The organism is Fuerstiella marisgermanici, from assembly GCF_001983935.1.
Classification (GTDB): Bacteria; Planctomycetota; Planctomycetia; order Planctomycetales; family Planctomycetaceae; genus Fuerstiella; species Fuerstiella marisgermanici.
Map to the genome: position 1 here is coordinate 5,285,794 of NZ_CP017641.1, position 17,885 is coordinate 5,303,678.

At 56.9% G+C, this 17,885-nt stretch carries 12 protein-coding genes; 6 read left to right on the forward strand and 6 right to left on the reverse strand.

The genetic code is table 11. From position 1 onward, the window contains the following. Positions 1 to 969 carry a DUF6268 family outer membrane beta-barrel protein gene (locus Fuma_RS19700; protein WP_077025628.1) on the reverse strand — a complete coding sequence of 323 codons (969 nt, stop codon included), beginning with the start codon at positions 967 to 969 and terminating at the stop codon, positions 1 to 3. Positions 970 to 1,666: 697 nt separating this feature from the next. On the opposite strand from Fuma_RS19700, the gene Fuma_RS19705 reads away from it, so the two are divergent. From Fuma_RS19705 to Fuma_RS19715, 3 genes are all read left to right on the forward strand, one after another. Continuing rightward, positions 1,667 to 2,794 carry an SPFH domain-containing protein gene (locus Fuma_RS19705; protein WP_077025629.1) on the forward strand — a complete coding sequence of 376 codons (1,128 nt, stop codon included), beginning with the start codon at positions 1,667 to 1,669 and terminating at the stop codon, positions 2,792 to 2,794. Positions 2,795 to 2,899: 105 nt separating this feature from the next. Then, a complete protein-coding gene (locus Fuma_RS19710) occupies positions 2,900 to 4,156 on the forward strand; it encodes a TFIIB-type zinc ribbon-containing protein (protein ID WP_077025630.1) in 1,257 nt (418 codons plus the stop codon). A gap of 70 nt (positions 4,157 to 4,226) precedes the next feature. Next, the gene (locus Fuma_RS19715) at positions 4,227 to 6,161 is read left to right on the forward strand and encodes a vWA domain-containing protein (RefSeq protein ID WP_077025631.1); all 1,935 of its coding nucleotides are present in this window, start codon (positions 4,227 to 4,229) and stop codon (positions 6,159 to 6,161) included. Here the strand turns inward: Fuma_RS19715 and Fuma_RS19720 are convergent. Continuing rightward, the gene (locus Fuma_RS19720) at positions 6,158 to 9,202 is read right to left on the reverse strand and encodes a DUF1553 domain-containing protein (protein ID WP_218922214.1); all 3,045 of its coding nucleotides are present in this window, start codon (positions 9,200 to 9,202) and stop codon (positions 6,158 to 6,160) included. The genes Fuma_RS19715 and Fuma_RS19720 overlap by 4 nt on opposite strands. A gap of 63 nt (positions 9,203 to 9,265) precedes the next feature. Between Fuma_RS19720 and Fuma_RS19725 the strand changes: the two genes are divergently transcribed. Further along, a complete protein-coding gene (locus Fuma_RS19725; protein WP_077028435.1) occupies positions 9,266 to 9,949 on the forward strand; it encodes an HAD family hydrolase in 684 nt (227 codons plus the stop codon). A 63-nt stretch (positions 9,950 to 10,012) separates the two neighbouring features. Here Fuma_RS19725 and Fuma_RS19730 read toward each other — a convergent pair whose 3' ends face one another. Then, positions 10,013 to 11,149, reverse strand: a complete 1,137-nt coding sequence (locus tag Fuma_RS19730; RefSeq protein ID WP_077028436.1) for a Gfo/Idh/MocA family protein — start codon at positions 11,147 to 11,149, stop codon at positions 10,013 to 10,015. A gap of 192 nt (positions 11,150 to 11,341) precedes the next feature. Between Fuma_RS19730 and Fuma_RS19735 the strand changes: the two genes are divergently transcribed. Together Fuma_RS19735 and Fuma_RS19740 are read left to right on the forward strand one after the other, a co-directional pair. Then, positions 11,342 to 12,631 carry a hypothetical protein gene (locus Fuma_RS19735; RefSeq protein WP_077025632.1) on the forward strand — a complete coding sequence of 430 codons (1,290 nt, stop codon included), beginning with the start codon at positions 11,342 to 11,344 and terminating at the stop codon, positions 12,629 to 12,631. Further along, positions 12,621 to 14,252: a hypothetical protein gene (locus Fuma_RS19740; RefSeq protein ID WP_077025633.1), complete on the forward strand. Its 1,632-nt coding sequence runs from the start codon at positions 12,621 to 12,623 to the stop codon at positions 14,250 to 14,252. Before Fuma_RS19735 ends, Fuma_RS19740 begins: the two co-directional genes overlap by 11 nt. 23 nt (positions 14,253 to 14,275) lie before the next feature. Here Fuma_RS19740 and Fuma_RS19745 read toward each other — a convergent pair whose 3' ends face one another. From Fuma_RS19745 to Fuma_RS19755, 3 genes are all read right to left on the reverse strand, one after another. Further along, a complete protein-coding gene (locus tag Fuma_RS19745; RefSeq protein ID WP_077028437.1) occupies positions 14,276 to 15,538 on the reverse strand; it encodes a sialidase in 1,263 nt (420 codons plus the stop codon). A 123-nt stretch (positions 15,539 to 15,661) separates the two neighbouring features. Then, positions 15,662 to 16,834, reverse strand: coding sequence for a YHS domain-containing protein (locus tag Fuma_RS19750; protein ID WP_158521068.1), 1,173 nt, complete (start codon positions 16,832 to 16,834; stop codon positions 15,662 to 15,664). A gap of 587 nt (positions 16,835 to 17,421) precedes the next feature. After that, positions 17,422 to 17,802, reverse strand: coding sequence for a tetratricopeptide repeat protein (locus Fuma_RS19755; RefSeq protein ID WP_077025635.1), 381 nt, complete (start codon positions 17,800 to 17,802; stop codon positions 17,422 to 17,424). Positions 17,803 to 17,885: the final 83 nt, after the last annotated feature.

Here is a 17,885-nt window from a genome sequence, read left to right on the forward strand (position 1 = left end):
TTAGAACTTCAGCCCAACACGAGCGTACAGACCTTCGCCGATATCTTCGGTTTCACCGGTGACTTCGTATTCGATTTCTCGAGCAACGACGACGCCCAGTTCGCAGAACCACGTTGTTCCGTCGCCTCGTTTTTCTAGTCCCATCGCGAGTGGAAAACCCTTGATGGTCAGTTGATCGTCCAGGCCGCTGTCTCGCCGCACGGCATAGGTGCCTCCGCCCAGCCCCAGAACGCCGGTGTACAGCCACGTGTCGCTTTGCGGTCCAAACCAGTCGACTCGACGAGCGATTCGGGTTTGCGGAATGCCCAGCGACATTTCCCAGTCGTCGTTGGGTTTCCACGTAACGCCGACCATCGGAATCACGGGAATGTTTTGCTGTCCGGTGGCGGCCACTCCGAACGTCCACTGCACCTGTTCGCTCTTGTGCCACATTGCCATGCCCATCCCAGACACGTTGACGACGTTGGCGGTCGCGTCGCCATCGCCCTTGTACGACACATTCACACTGGTCACCAGCCGCCAGCGATCATTCATCCGCTTCATCAGAGTCAGGCTGCCGCCAGCCGTGAACAGCGTGTCCTGCACGTCCAGCAGTGTACTACTGTCCAGAAAGTCGGCCCCGAAGTTTGCTCCGGCGGTCAGCAACATATCCGGCCCACCGTTGCCGAGCGTACCCGAATACCAAATCGGGACGTTGGTTCCCGCTTTGACCGATGTCATCGACAGCGTGTCGCCGCCGGTGAATCCCAGACTCGTTTTCAGCGGAATGGAAAATGGCTTTTCGTTCTTGTCGGGAATCGCAATGGTCGGCAAAGATCCGAGTTCCGGCGGTGCGACGGCGTCACTTGTCGCCGCAGCAGAACTCGCCTGCTGAACAGCCTGTCCGCACGCAACGTCGGCGGCGAAACAAAGCAACAACAACGACAGTGTCTGAGCGATTCGAGGCATCCATGCGTTCCGAGTCGTCATGCGTGCTCTCCTGCCACATTCTGATTGGCATTGCTCAGATGGTGCCGAATCGCAATCCTGGGGAATAAGACGAACACCACATTCAGACATTTCACCAGTGTCAGAAAGCCGTACAGAAATACTTCAAACTGATGCGATGACCATGCACCCACGCATTCCAGGCACAATAGCCCTTCCGGCACGGCGGCAAGCTGCGGGCCGACTTACTTAGGGATTGTTCGAAGGCACTTAGACAATCTCGGCTTCTGCTGTGGCGAAATTCAGTTCCAGACACAGATTCGTGCCCCACCCGTACGCCCTGCGGTCAGGATTCGGGCAATGCCTGTCAAAAAAATCTGCTTCAGAAAACTCTGCCGAATCCGGTTCGCCGCTGCAATTTCGGCAGGACGAACTCACCACCGCCTGGGATGCTGTCCGGGTAGCTCAAACGGTTTCCTGCTGCTGATGTTGGGGCTCAACCGACGGCCGATTTTCTGTGCTTCCATCTCCGACCTTCTTCCCAAGGCTTCTGCTTAGGGTTCTCGTCGCCAACTTTCCTACGGCCAAGACCATCACGCGGCCATCGACGGCCGGTCGGAGAATGGCCAAGGCATATGAAGTGCCTTTGCCCACTGTCTGCGCTTTTCTACACTATGCCGGGCCGTGAAACTGGTAAACCTTCAGGTGTGATCCGCGACTGGAAAACGGGAGTTTGTCGATGGGGTTGTTTGAAAAGCTGCGTAACGAACTGATTGACATCGTCGAGTGGGTCGACGATTCCAGGCATACGCTCGTGTGGCGATTCCCTCGCTACCAAAACGAAATCAAAAATGGAGCTCAGCTGATCGTACGGCCGGGGCAGACCGCTGTCTTTGTCCATCGTGGACAGATTGCCGATGTCTTCGAACCCGGGCATTACGAACTGAAGACGGACAACCTGCCGTTGTTGAGCACCATCGCGGGGTGGAAGTATGGATTCAATAGTCCGTTTCGCGCTGAGGTCTACTTTGTCAGCACGAAGCAAATTACAGACCTAAAGTGGGGCACGCCGAATCCCATCATGTTGCGGGATCCGGAATTTGGTCCAATCCGCCTGCGAGCATTCGGGACGTACGCGGTAAAAGCCGTCGAACCGAAAGCTCTGTTGGAAGAGCTGGTCGGCACTGACAAAGTTGTTGACGCGGATGAAGTTACCGAGTTGCTTCGGTCAATCATCATCAGCACGTTCGCCGACGTGCTGGGATCTTCAAACGTCGCAGCACTTGACCTCGCGAGCAAGTATCAGGAGTTCGGTGAGACTCTTCGTCAGGCCGTGCAGGAACGGATCGACGACGAATATGGTCTCGAAATTCCTCAGCTGTTCATCGTCAATATTTCACTGCCGGAAGCCGTCGAAAAAGCGTTAGACACACGGACGAGCATGGGCGTGATTGGTGACATGAATAAGTTCCAACAATACCAAATGGGACAGGCAATGACCGCAGCCGCCGAAAATCCATCAGGCGGCGGAGCGGCCGAAGGCATGGGGCTGGGACTCGGTTTCGCGATGGCTGGCCGAATGATGCAGCCCGGGTTGATGGGTGGTGCAGCACCCGGCGCCGCGCCCGGCATGGCTCCTCCTCCGCCGCCCATGGCGGCCGCATGGCACGTGGCCGTCAATGGCCAGACTCAGGGGCCGTTTTCGATGCAGCAACTGGCGAGCGGCATTGCGTCTGGTGAAGTGAAGCCGGATACGATGGTCTGGACAAACGGCATGCAGGGCTGGGCGGCGGCAGGTCAGGTGCCACAGCTAAGCAGCTCGTTCGGCGCAGTGCCACCGCCTCCACCACCACCGCCGGGGCTGTAGGAGAATCCTAAAGTTGTTTGCGGGACTGGCCAGAGTCCCCTTTGCTGATTGCTTTATTGGAATCCTGGCGAATTCCACCTCGGAGATGACAGGGCCGCCTGGCTGATGGCAGACACCGTTCCGGAAAATTCAGACACGGGCAACCCGCCGCCGTTGCCGCGCGGTGCGGAGGTGGATGCCGATGGTCCGCTGGATCTTCGACTGAAAGACGCCGCGACCAACGGCATCGGTCAAACGTTTGATGCCGGTCAGGGGCGAATCTTCCCGTGCGATGGATGCGGCGCCGATTTGGAATTCCGAATCGGCGATCAGGTGCTGGCCTGTCCGTACTGTGGCCACGTCAAGCAAATTGAACTGGACGAGGAAGACGCGGTCATCGAGCAGGACTTCCACGCGATGCTCGAAAAGCTTCGCGAATGGCGTGAAGCGGCCGCGAAGAAAAAGCTGGATGAAGGCGACACGGATGGTTCAGGCGACAGTACAACACGCAACGAACTGCGCTGCGATTCGTGCGGCGGAAACGTAGAATTCGTCGGAACGCTTACCAGTACACATTGCCCGTATTGCGGTTCGCCGATTCAGCTTGAAAACGCTCACAAATGCCAGGAGCACCGGATTCCGGTGGACGGCGTGCTGCCGTTTCAAATTGAGCGGGCTCACGCAAAACAAAACCTGGCTCAATGGGTCGATTCCCGCTGGTTCGCCCCAAATCAGTTTCGAAAGCAGGGGGCCGAAGGAAAATTCAACGGCGTTTATCTGTCTTACTACACGTTCGATTCGATGACGTTTACTGCGTATTCCGGCCAGCGAGGTGAGCACTACTACGTCACGGTTGGCAGCGGCAAGAACAAACGGCGAGAACGGAGAACTCGCTGGTATCCCGCCAGCGGACGGTTCCAACGCTTCTTTGACGACGTCCTGGTATTAGCGAACACGGGGCTGAATCGAAAGTTCATGCTGGAGTTGGAGCCGTGGCCATTGTTGAAAGTCGTTCCCTTCAATCAGCAGATGCTGGCTGGCCACATGGCGCGCACTTATGACATTGAACTCGACCCGTGTTTCGAAGAAGCCAAGGGGCGAGTCGACGCTGCGATCAATCTGGAAGTTCGCCAGCGCATCGGCGGCGACACTCAGCGAGTGAGTTCCATCGACAGCCGTTACGAAGCCATCACGTTTAAGCACTTGCTGCTGCCGGTTTGGCTGCTGGCATATAAGTACCACGACAAGACTTACCAGGTCTTCATCAACGCGGCAACGGGCGAAGTGCAGGGCGAGCGACCGTACAGCATCTGGAAAATCATGTTCGCCGTCCTGCTGGGGCTCGCCGCCGCCGGAGGCATCGCCGCCTTTTCGCAACGGTGAATGCGACCAGTAATTCGCACTTACCGTTCGAGCCTCAGCCTCCCGCCTTTATCCTCCTGCCTTTACCTTCATGACTTTCCTCAACCCCACCGCACTGCTGGGAACGCTGCTGGCGCTGCCGATTGTGGTCTTCTATCTGTTGAAGACACGCCCGCGCCGCGTGCCGGTGTCGACGGTGATGTTTTGGCAGCAGGTATTCGAAGAAAAGAAAACGCGAACTCTGTGGCGGCAGCTCAGGCACCTCGTATCGCTACTGCTACAGTTGCTTTGGCTTTCGCTGTTGCTGGTCGCCGTCGCAGATCCTGTTTTCACGAGCCAGGCTCGGCAGCCGCGGCGAGTTGTGGTGGTGATCGACACGTCGGCCAGCATGCAGGCCACGGAATCCGACGGTCGTACTCGGATGGACGCAGCCAAAGTCGTGATGACGGACCTGGTCGCTTCTCTGCGAGCGGCCGACGAAATGGCGATCGTCGCCGCACACACTTCGCCCACTGTCGTCAGCGGCTTGACCAGCCATCCACCGACTCTGACACGTTTGACAGAATCAATTCGCACCACGGATGGAGCAGCCGATGTGCCGGCAGCGATTCGCGTTGCACAAAGGCTGCTGGCGAAACATCCGAATGGCGAAGTGATTGTGGTGTCAGACGGTTGCTTCCCGCAGGCGACCAAACTGGCGGCCGATCCAGGTGTTAAATGGTCGCAGGTGGGGTCCACGCCTGGTAATGTCGGGATCACTCAATTTCAGGTGCGACGAAATGTTAGTGATCCGCTTAGCTATCAGACGCTTATCGAAATCAGAAACATGAACGACAACGCTGCAGAATGCAGCGTTGAAATTCAATTAAACGGACGTCTGCTGGATGTCCTTCCGTTGTCGCTGGAACCGAAGGAAGTCTGGCATCGTGTGCTGGAGCAAACTTCCGCTGAAGGAGGCGTGTTGACGACGAAGTTGGATCTTGCCGAATCGTCAGCGGACGGCTCTGTTTCTGCACAGCCGACAACGCTGAACGCATTGGCGGCTGATGACGAAGCTTCGGCCGTTCTTCTGGCGAGGAAAAGTATTCCGGTAACCCTTGTGACCGACGGCAACTGGTTTTTACAACGTGTGCTGGAAGCGAACTCAGTGGTTGAACTGACAGTTGCCACCAACCCGCCGCAGTCACTTCCTTCCGACCGAATCCTGATTCTACATAGAAACGTCCCGGACGTGATACCGGCCGGACACGTCATCGTAATCCAACCAAATTCATCCACCGATTTGTGGGAACGAAATTCGACGATTGACGAGCCACTGATTGGGCAGCAGGACGATGCCAGCGAATTGCTGCGACATGTGCGTCTGGACAACGTGTTGCTGCCTCAGGTGTCGGAAATTGTGCCGCGTGGTGAGCATCAGGCGTTGATCGAAACCGTGTCCGGTGCTCCGCTATACGTCCGGTTCCCTCGCGAAGGAGGCGACGTATTGGTGCTGACGATCGATCTGGAAAAAAGCGATTTGCCGCTGCGAACGGCCTTTCCTATTCTGCTTAGCAATGCATTGTCGTTTCTATCGGGCCATTCCGGTGACATGATGGAAGCGATCACGGCCGGCCAGTCGACCACGATCTCACTGCCGCCAGCGCTGCTCAGAAGTGACGGAAACACAACCACAAATTTGTCGCTGATTGCTCCAGACGGCTCGCAGCGTGTTATTCGTGCAGCCGCTTCCAACGAACTTGTATTAACGCTGGACCAGGCAGGCGTGTGGAAGTTGCAGGCAGAAAATCTTCAACCAGCGGACTCCGCTGCGGAAGACAGTGCTCACAGCCAAGAATTGCTGCTTGCCTGCAATGTGGCAGACGCTCAGGAAAGCGATCTACAACTGGCAACTGTGGTTTCAACGACAACAGAAGCATCTGCGGCCGGACCTGCCGGTCGGCCTGCATGGATGTACCTCACCCTGGCAGCGGCGTTGTTCGCCGTGGTTGAATGGGGCCTGTTCCACCGCCGCTGGATTGCTTAATCCACGAAGACGAACTCACTGAGATTAAACAGCACGCGGCACAAATTTCTAAGGCCATGCTGCTGAGAATAATGTTGCAGGGCGGTCCGTTCGGAATCGGTTGGCTCACGCCCCGTTGCCAATGTGAACGCGTCACTGGCCGGTGACTTCGAATCCGCCACTCGAGCCGCAAAGTGGTTCGCCATCGCAAGATTAAAGCTATTATTCAGCAACGATAGGGCCTGCAGCGATGTCAGCGTTTCGTTGCGACGTGGCGTGCTTTGAGATGAATCGGCGCAGTCCAATGTTGTCATAAACGGGTCTGGCTGCGACCGCACGATGAACCGATACACAGAACGCCGGTGAGAAGCGGGATCGTCAGGATCGAACTTGTGATACTCGTAGTGCGGCGAATGATCCGCTTTTTCAAGCTCGAACAAATAGAACCCCGGGCCGCCCATCTCAAGGTTAAGTCGCCCGCTGACAGCCAGAATGGAATCACGAAGTTCTTCGGCGGTTAAGCGACGTCGGTTCATTCGCCACAGGTATTGGTTGTCACTATCCACAGCGGCGTTAGCAGAATTGTGCTGAGATGCTTGTTGGTAGGTCGTACTATGCACGATCAGACGATGCATATGTTTGAAGGATTGCGTGCGACGAAATTCGTCGGCCAGCCAGTCCAGCAGTTCCGGATGAGTTGGCAACTGGCCCATGCGACCGAGGTCATTCGGCGAATCAACCAGCCCTTTGCTGAAGTGATACTGCCAGATGCGGTTGGCGATGGAACGCCACGTGAGTGGGTTGTCGTGATCAGTTATCCATTGAGCCAGGGCGGCTCGCCGATCAGATTCGGAGTGCTCCGACGGCAGACGCAACTGCCAATCTGCATCTTCGGATAACGGCACGACACCCGGGCTAACACTTTGGCCAGGCTGCTGAACATTACCGCGATGCAACACGCTGACGGTTCGCGGCGTTCCCGCAGTCGGCTTGAAGTTGCCTTGTGGTTTAAAATGCGTTGCGGCTGCATAGACAGTGAGTTGTTGAGGCAGTTCTGATAGCTCGCGGGCCACTCGACTGCGTTCTATTTGCAACTGCTTCTGTCTGGCGATCAGAGCCGGCGTGAGCGTACGTGCGGTGATGGCGGTGCGACGGCGGTGGGCATCGGCCAGTTGTTCCGCAGCTTGCGGGTTGGAATTCTGCGGCCAGATGCCATCAGTCAGATTCGACTTCCGCCAGCGTGGCGGAGCTTCGACCGAATCCAGCGCCGTCACCTTCGCGCCGGCGGCGACATTACTTCCGCTGGCGTCGAGAACTCGCAGCTCAGCCAACGCAAAGTGGTAGTCGTTTTTGCGAGTGGCCAAATGCGTTGCCGTGATACGTATTCGGCGAGCCTTAAATTTACCTGGCACCATCGCGACCGGCGCGAGTCCGGGGTTGGCGTAATCAGCGTTCGTGAAATCCCACGATTCGACCAATCGCTGCTGCACTGTTTTCGATTCGGTATCGACCGGACGATCGCTGAATGCTTCGACCCTGAATCGCGCGGGGAACCCAAAGCCCGCTCCGATCCCGGCGTAGTTGTCGTGACACGGGTGCAGAACGACCGTCGTAATTTCAACTTCGTTGCCCAGGTCCACTTCCACCCATTTTTCAGCAGCCGCCGTAGACGAAATTTGGCTGTGGTAACCGAACTCCGCAGGCTTTGAGAGAGCCGCCGCCTGAGACTTCAGATCGGCAATCCGTTGATCGATCGCCGCCAGTTCTTTGCCGCCGTCTGTCTTCACGCGATCATCGATGGCTTTCAAATCGGCCGTGATCTCGCGTTCCTGCTGCTGTAAGGCGTGTCGCTGGCGTGCAACGGCAGGGTCCGTGTCGTAAAGCCGGTCGGCTCGATCCACGGCCGCGAACACCGACTGCAGACTGTAATAGTGTTCCTGAGTGAACGGGTCGAACTTGTGGTTGTGGCAGCGAGCACACTGGATGGTAATGCTGCAGAACGTGTTCATCGCGTTGCTGACCATATCGTCACGGTCGAGATTCCGAGCAACCTTGCCGTCGATTTTTTCTTCCGGCACTTCGACATGGCCGATAAAATCCCATGGCCCGGCGGAGATAAAACCCAGCGCCGGAATTGCGTCCACTTCTTCCGGAAACAATGCGTCACCGGCGATTTGTTCCTGCACGAATCGTGCGTAAGGCTTGTCGTTGTTGAACGACCGAATCACGTAATCGCGATACGGCCACGCGTTCGGCCGCAGTTTGTCTTTGTCGTAGCCACAGGTGTCGGCATACTTCACGACGTCCAGCCAATGCCGCGCCCAGCGTTCGCCATATCGCGGCGACGCCAACAGTCGTTCCACCAGTTGCTCATACGCATCCGGACTGTCGTCGGCGACAAACGCACTAATTTCATCAGGCGTCGGCGGTAGACCGGTGAGGTCATAAGTGATGCGTCGAATCAGAGTGCGGCGATCCGCCGGCCCGGATCGCATCAACCCATTCTCCACGTGCTGCCTGGCGATGAAGGCATCAATAGGCGACTGCTGCCAACCATTGTTAAGCTTATCCCCAGCAGGAACCGCGGGGCGGCGGATTGGTTGAAACGACCACCAGTTGAAGTCGTCCACCGTGTGCTGTTGAAGCGTGATTCCATCGGGCCACGGCATACCGGATCCGATCCACTTGTGCAGCAAACGTACCTCGTCGTCCGTCAGTGGTTCGCCATCCTTCGGCATCGACGGGACGCCGCCGGAGTCTGCGGTCAAAGTCGTCAGCAGGTGACTATCAGCCGCGTCACCTGCGGTCACGAAACCACTTTCGATCAGCGCGGATTTCGATTGCAGGCTGAAGTCACCTTTGCGATCCGTGTCGTTGTGGCAGGCCAAACATCGCGATTCCAGCAACTGACGAACACGATCGAATTCGCTTGCGTCGTCCTCACCGTGCGCAGTGCCAAACGTGCAGGCGAAGATCGTTGCAAACGCAGCCAGACCAAGGAATCGACAGCAGCGTCGGTACCAAACGGAGAGCGTAATCGTCACTTCTGAATCATTCATCATTTCGCTATGGTGACGATTCCTTCGCCTTCGCACAAGTTTTCAATCGCTGACAGGACCGACCAAGTGAATCGAGAGCCGGAAATTCGAGCCGTTATATTTGATTGCGACGGAACTTTGGTGGACAGTGAAACGTTGAGTCTTTCGGTGTTGGTCGAATTTGTCGCGGAACACGGCGTACAAATCAGCCATCAGGAAGCGATGGAACAGTACGCGGGAAATGAGTTGGCGGTCGTGCTGCGTGACATCGAAGGGCGGCTGGGCCGATCGTTACCGGACGACTTTCTGGACAACTTTCGAAACCGTCAGATCGATCGTCTGAAACTTCACCTGAAGCCCAGCGACGGCGCAGACGAACTGCTGAGCTCCCTGCAGGTCCCCTTCTGCGTGGCTTCCAACGCGCCGGTCAGCAAGGTGAACGTCTGCCTGAAGGCAACTCGCCTGGATCATCACTTCCAACCTACAACGATTTTCAGTGCGTATGAAATCGAGAAGTGGAAACCGGCTCCGGATTTATTTTTGAAGGCCGCCGCCTCCATGAACGTTGCTCCGGAACATTGCGCGGTAGTGGAGGACAGCCACTTTGGTGTTCGAGCCGGATTGGCCGCGGGCATGCAGGTCTTCGCTTACCGACTTCACGCAACACATGACCTCGACGCGCGCACGTTCCAATCCATCACGCACCTCTCAGAACTCAGCCAATACGCACCGGCGGGCGGTTGGCGTGGCGGATCGATGAGCGGGGTGTAGACTGAATCGCCGGCGTTGCTCCCGATGGTCGCCAGAGTTGAGATCGTGCAGACAGCGGGGGATTTAGCTTTTTGTTACCGCCACAATCTCATTCGGCGAGACGGCTCGCTGTTCGGCGGCGGATAAATACGCGGCATCGACCAGAGCCATCGTCAGCAGGTTGTCGCGCCCGTTGCATTGAGGTGGCGAATCGGATTCCAGCGCCGTCAGCAGATCTGCCATGGGGCCGATAAACGCATCAGGAAACCACACCGAATCCCAGCGAGGCTGATGCCACTCGCCATTGTCGCTTGTTGTTGTGTAGTCGACGGTACTGGGACTGCGTGTGGGGTAATCGGGCCAGCCGATTGTTCCGCGAGCCATCCCGGTCGTGCCTTCGATGCGCCAGTTAATGCCAAGATCGGCGGCCCCACCTTCGCAAGCTGGGCCTGCCCACACGTCGTCCCACGCTGACGCTCGCGCGCCGCTGTCGTATTCCAGAATGTACAGCGCGATACCGTCAGAATGTTCAAACTGCTGACTGGTGCGAGGGTCCGGACGCACGCTCGCGTAGATGCGGTCGGGGTTGCCCAGCCAGTACCGAAACGTATCCAGATGATGGATGCTCATAATGCGCAGCGTGACCCAGCCCTGCCGCTGTTGCCACGGCATCCAGTGAGGAATCGCGCGCATGTCAATCGTGGCCAGAACTGGTTCGCCCAGCGTGCCGGTTTCAATCAAATAGCGACCAGCCATCACAGACTGATCGAACCGCATGTTCTGATTAACGGCCAGAACCACGCCCGCCTGTTCGCACATCTCCACAATCTGCAGAGCTTCTGCGTAATTTCCACCGAGCGGTTTTTGAGCAAGAATGCCTTTCAGATTGTGGTCCGTCTGCAACGCGGATCGAATGACGTCGTGCTGAAGGTCGGGCGGCACTGCGATGTCCAGAACTTCGACGTCCGGCGCACAGGCGACTTCTGCCACAGAATCACAGACATGATGAATCGCATGCCGTTCCGCAACTTTGGCCGCGTTTGAAACGGTGGCCGACGTGATGGCCACGGGATTCAGGCCATGTTGGCAGTAGGCGACAAGGTGGCAGTCCGCCATAATAAAACCAGCGCCGATGCATCCGATCCCGATCGACCGATCTTGCGGCAGCTTGGGTTCGATGGCGGCGGCAAGTTTTTCGTCGATCTCGTTTTGGTTGTTCATTTTGATCCTTCGGCTGCATTCCGACGTTTCGGCAGACATAATTCACCGCCACGCGAGTCGTACGCATTGTATCGAGGCCGTAGCCGCAAACTATTCGAACCATTGCTTCGGTGAAAAGCCTGACTTTTCGCTGGAGCGGCCCTTTCCACAGAGAATCGCGATCGGCCGCCTTACACCTTCACAACGCCAGACATGCCGCCTTCCTTTCAAAAACTCAAACGACTCAGAACGCAGCTCGGCGGCGGTTCCGCCACTGACGTGGAGACGCCGTTTGATGTGGAATGCAAATGCGGCGCACGCGTGACCGGGTTGCGGCGAGCAACATGGATTGAAGCCGAATGCCCGAAATGCAGCCATGGGGTGTTTGTTCTGCCCGTCAATGTGTATCCCGCCACGCCGAGCGTTAGCAGTGAAATTCTGGGCGGCCCGTTTTCTGAACGGCTGAAAACCGTCGTTTCTGAGCTGCTGCCCGATCGCAAGACGGTCGACGAACCTGAGGACATCAAACAGAGAAAGCGAAAAACGCGTCGCGGCGGAGTAGCCTCCGATGCTGACACGCGAGCTGCGACGGACGCTCAAACGAGTCCCGATGTTGATCAACCGCGTCGGCGGACGTTGCAGATGCCGCAATTCGATGTGAAGGCAGCCTTGCGGCGAACGTGCACTCCGTTTCGTTTGCTGATGCTGGGCATGGTGGCCGTCGTCGGGCTGACAGGATATTGGATGGCGTATCAGCAACAAGTCGAGGCCGCTCGACAAACATGGTTGCGATCGGCGGAAGACATCGACGACTTTTTGGCTGCTTCGGACGTGATTCAATTGGAAGCCGTACTGCAGGAATCTGTCGATGCAGGTTACCTGCTTGGAAAAAACGATGCCGAGTGGCGATCGCGGCTGAACCTTCTGCAGGAAACGAAAGCCATTAACAATTTGGCGATGACCGACCTGCTGACAGACTTCGCAGGCGCGTATGACGATCAGGACCGACTGGTCGCCGACGCGGAACAACAGCTGCTGACCGCTGTCACGTCGGGTTGGTTTGTGTTCGATTCATGGTTAACGGCAGCCAGCAATCAGACAGGCGTGTACCTGATGGAGCTTCCGGCGGCGCCTGGTCGGCATCCTGTTGACGCATACGTTCCGCTGCCGCAACTGGCCGACCTAATTTCGCACGCCGACGACGAACGAGCCGTCTTTGCCGTGCGTTTTCAAGCGGTTCAGGCACCTGCCGCACAATCGCACGAAGCGTGGCGACTACTCGTGGACCCGCCGTCATTTGTGTTGCTCACCAGTGAAACTCATTGCGAGTCCGTCGGACTGAACACGTCCGACGATACAGATCTGTCTGCCGTTCTAAGTCGGCAGAAGGAATTCGTGGAATCGTCAGAGACATGGGAACATCGAGCGAGCGATTCCGTGGTGCCGCTGGATTTCGCCGCGAAGACAGAAGACGGCACGAAGGGATGGAACGATGAAGACTGACGTCGCGAAACCGACAAACACTGTTGCAAATGAGCCGGCGATGAGGCATCGCGCGAACAGAAAGCATGGACTCGTCGCACGCACGGCATTCGTGAGCGTTTGGCTATTGCTGGCAATTTCAACCGCTTCAGCTGCTGAGGACCTGACTGCACGCCAGGCAATCGAACGGCAGGCCGAATGGCCGACGTGGGCTCGGCAACGAACCGCACTACGCATTTCCGGACGCTTTGAAGGTCGCGCGGGAGGTCAGTTTCGCCTTGAAAAGCTACCGATCATGCAGACACCGGCGCGAGGTACCGTGCTGGCGAACGACGTTCGCGTGGGCCAGCGACTAACGCTTACCGGAACGTTGCGCGAATCCGGTCGTAAATTCTATCTGGATGTGAATCGCATCAGTATTGACCTGACAGACGGCGAACGCCTGGCGGCACAGGTCCGAAAAGCCGACAGCAAAGATCCGGCAGCGCTGTACAAACTGGCCGACGACTACCAGCCCATCGCAGACTTCTATGAAGATGAAGAACTGGCCGAACAAATCAAAAGCCTTCGCCGGACGGCCTTCGACCAGCAGCGTCAGCAGCGGAAAGACGATCCTGCCGCGCTACTGCAGCTCGCCGAAGCTGGCGCGACGGCGGGAATTGCGGAATCTGTCACGGACGCCATTAAGTTTGAATCGCTGGTGGTGCGTTCGAAGTCGGCGTCAGCAAACCGAACCAAGTTGATGAAGGACCTGCAGTCACAGCTGGACGGATGGGACCGCCACAACCAGTTTCCAGACAAAGCCGCCGAAGAACGTTTTTTGAAAGACATGGTCGGCGAATATGAAAAGGCTGATTCCTTGAATCGGCAGCGAATGCATCGGCGGTTCTATCAGCGAGTCCGTAGTGAAGACATTTTGAAAAACCTGAAACCGGACGGAAGCAATGGCCTGGAAATCGCCGCAAAGTTGACGGCCGATGTGCCGGAAGAAAAGGCCCAGATCGCTCGCGCACAATCGCTGTATGTGGAATACCGTCTGCAGCGAGTTCCCGAGATGTCGCGGCAACAACTGGACGACGTCGAAACCCTGTTGCGGCAGTCTGGTCGTTCTGGTGAATTCACTGCCACATTGAAGACGTGGTTGGCAGCTCAGGAAAAGCGTCTCAACAACGGCGAACTGGACGGAATGTTACAGTTGGCCAACCAATACCTGTTCGCTTTCGAACGCTGGAAGAATCTGGAGCACAGCGACGCTGGCATCGACTTGCTGAAGAAGGCGTGGCAACTGGCGAACAAGGCAGCCCCCAAGGAAGCCGCATCTATTCTGCAGCTGCTGGAAAAACGTGGCTGGACACGACTCGACGACCGCTGGATGACCACTCAGGATTTGAAGAAACTGCCGCGTGACGACATTGCGTTGGCGTTGCGAGAGCACCGCGTCGTGGCAGGCATGACTCGCAGCCAAATCGTCGCTGTCATGGGATTGCCGAAGCGTCCCGTGAAAGTTGTTTCCGGTCTTTCGGTGCAGGAAATCTGGGTCTACGGCGATCAGCGTTCCAGCCGAATTACGGTGCATCTGGAACGCTCACGCTTCGCCGCCCCGGAAGACGCAGTCGCCATTCTGGTCAACACGGGGCGGTAGCAGTTCTGGCGAACGCAAACGGCTTACTTGTTCTTCGCGGGCCACTTCACGCGTGCCACCCAGATCGTGTTATCGCTACCGTGAGACGCGGCAGTCGCTGGCTGCATCCATTCGGTCACCGTGACCCAGGCTTCGTCAGGTGAAACGTCGGTGATGCCGAAATTTCCCAATCGAGCCCCTCGTTCCGGCGCGAGCACTCGTTCTGTTTCGCGAATCACCTGCAATTTAACGGGATCAACTTTGGCAATGAACAAAGGAGCTCGATGGCGGAACACGTGGTCATTGTCGGCACCTTTTCGAGTGTATACTAAATACAGCCCGTGGCGATTGCTGATCCAGTGCTGTTGAGTGTTATAGTTGCCAAGGTCCTGTCCGTCGTCAAACGTCCACTTGATCGGCGTTTCAAAGTGCAGGCCGTCCTTGCTGCGAGCCACATAGCCGTGATCATCATTGCGCAACGTCAGAAAGAATTCGTCGCCGAACTTTGTCACCGAGGGTTCATACAGACCTCGTTTGACGGGGATCGACAAACTGTTGCCGTGTTCCAGATACTTCAGCGTTGTCCCGTCGAACTGACAGCGAATTACGATCGTCGCGTACTGCTTTGCTTCAGCTTCCTTCAAATACACGGGTAACAGAACGTCGCCGTTGGGAAGGTCCCACCGCTGCTGACTGCCCGATCCAGCGTTCTTAAAACGCGGCTCGTCGGGCAAATCCATGCACTTCCATGTGTCCCAGCCCGGATTTTTGGCGGTAGGGTTGTAGACAGAATACGCAATGCCTCGTGGACGGCGATGCATCACTTTGTTATTGCGGTACCACACGCTGTGACCGATTCCCAGCAGGCGTTCTGACGGGGCGTGCCATTTCGGCACGAAGTCGCACACGGTTGTTTGGTCGCCCGCCTGCAGCAGTTCCGGAGCAATCTCGGCTCCGGTCACGTCGCTCGCGACACCTTGAAACGTCTGCCGGGCGAAGGGTTCCAGTCGTTGTGGCTTCGTCCACGTGACACCATCATCGATCGACGTCAGCTGATTCAGCGCATAGAAAACGTCGGAACCTGTGAGCATCAGCTTCTGCGTCGTCATAACGGCGATAGGATTGTCGCCGCCCGCGTTGTGCTTCGCCGGAACGAGTCCCGCTCGAGCATGAACCCAGCAGAATTTGCCATCAAAACCGGAGGAGGCTTTCTGGAGTTCGATCGTAAATGGTTCTGCTGCGTGGCCAGTGGCGTGTGTGCTTACTGTCGCCAGCAGCGCGGTTACTAAAACAGTCGCGGTTCTCATTTTGTTTGCCTGCATAAATCAAAAAAGGGACACTTCGAAGCTTCGAAGTGTCCCTTGGACAATCGCAGGTTTCAACCGAGGCCTTCGCGGCGAAGCGAAGGTGGTGCTCGCAAATCCCAGTCGCTACCGACCAGGCGACGCCAGTGCAAGCTGTGAGCGATCTGTAGACTGGCCAGTGAAACGACCAGAGTTAGCTTTGAACAGTTCGAAGTTCTGTTCAGATGTGAACATGTAGAACTTGTCGTTGTGCATTACGAGGTAGCGTCCGGTCACGACCTGCTTTGTGTTCACAAAGTGAACCGGGTCGCATCCGCCAAACGCGACAGCATATTGTTCGGGCGATGCATTGAACTTGTCCAGAGCCGCCTGGCTGGCGAAGTGATAGACTCGGCCACGATACTGTGCAGCGAATTCTGTTTTCGGTGCCAGTTTCTGGCCCTGCTTCAGCGATACGAGGCAAACCTTCGAAAGCCGCGGAATTGCTGTCGGTGTGACGGAGGTCATCGGCTCAGGCAGAAGCAAACCATCGTTACTCGGCACTGGGTTCAGTTCCCGCGTTTCGTCCGGAATTTCTTCGCCACCGCTTTGCTGCTGCTGCACAGGTTCATCGGTTTCCCACGCTGGTGGTCCCATTTCCGGACCGGCCGTGTAAGGCTTATAGCAGCATGGGATGCCGCAAACTGCGATTGCTTCGACAGCCGCTTCGCGAACTCGTCGCGACGGTTCGAAGGGGCAGCCTTTATCGTCCAACTCGTAGGCAACTTTTGCAAGAGCCGTCAATGTATCCTCGTCGCAGCAGCACAGGCACTGCCGGGCGCTATCCAAATCCGGGGAACCGTACTTCAGTGCGTCACGCTTCTCGCGTCGAGACGGCTCGTCCTCTTCTTCGGCATTCTTGCAGGCACATTCTTCGAACATGGCCTGCAGGGCCTGAATTGCTTCCAGTCTGACCGGCTCCCATTTATCTTCCAACATCACTTTCACCAGCATGGCGCGTGCTTCGGGGAAGGTCGAACAATGGAACCGCGACAGATACTTGACCGCCTTAATGCGATTGGGGATGTCCAGTTCGCGAGCACGCAGCTTGGACGCGAGGCCCTTCACTTCATCTTCCGGCGAATTGTGGAAAGGCTTTTTCAGCAGCTTGTCGCGACGGAACTCACGGATCCACTTGCCCCATTTGGGCGCCCCTTCGTCCTGACAGTGGGCGGACGGGGAAATAAAGATCGTTGCAACGAACACCAAAGTAAACGCTGCGAACATTGTCCTGATAATAGGGCGGTCCGAGTGGGACATCGCTTCAACCTCCATGAGAGCACGGAACCACGTCTTGCTGTAATCAAGTTCGGCAAACGACCCAGACCGCAGCAATCCAACGCGACCATTACGTGCAGTTATTCAACTTGCCCCCTTCTGCATTGACGGTCTGGCAAACTGGGCAGCCATTACCGGTTTAGCCGGATCTGCCGGCTGCTGAGACCAAAACAATGTGGATTTGTACAGGGTTGCCGACGCAAATATCCGCCTGTCCGTGGAAGTTGAGATGGCCGCGACTTCACGCGAATCCGGAAAACTGGGGCCGCCTGCAGACAAAATGCGCGATTCTGACGCGGCGGTTTCGCGCGGGCTCGGCTCCTCAACCAAGTGAGCAGCAAGGCGTTCGGGCTAAGAAATCGGCGACGTCCGTCGGATTGGGGGCGTCATGCGGCTTCGATGCGAGCCGGAAGCCAGTATTAGCCGCGGCTCGTGGATGAGCTCACCGCGCCGCAAGAAGACGGACGCAAGAACGCTCTTTGCACGGTAAAGGCGTGGTTGCATCGCTGGGTCAACGGCAGAATGGCAAAACGGGGCGACGATGACCGCTGCCCCATTTTTGACTTCCTTTAGCCGTTTCCGCCGCCTGCGTGCTGGCTGCTGTCTGGCTGACCGGTGCTCGCGGGACGCCCCTGCAGCACGTGAGCCTGAGCCATCGCGTCTTCGGCTTCCGGAATGCGGCCGCATCGCTGATAGATGACGGACAGCTGAGTAAACGAAAACGGATCGTCCGGCTGAATCTCGGTCACTCGGACGGCGTGCTTAATCGATTCGTCCAGACGGCCCAGCTTCTGCAGGTGAACGCCCAACGCCATGTTTGCGTGCAGGTGATCGGGATCCACTTCAAGCACCTTGAACAACGCTTCGACGGCTCCTTCAAGATCACCCGCATCCTTCAAAGCGTTTGCGGCGTCGTACATTTGGTCGGGATTCTGCTGGTCGTCTGACATTTCACTGCTTTCGAGAAACGAAGTCTGTTCAAGCTGTAGTCTAGGCTCCTTAACCGCAGACTCAACTTACGCCAGACGGAAGT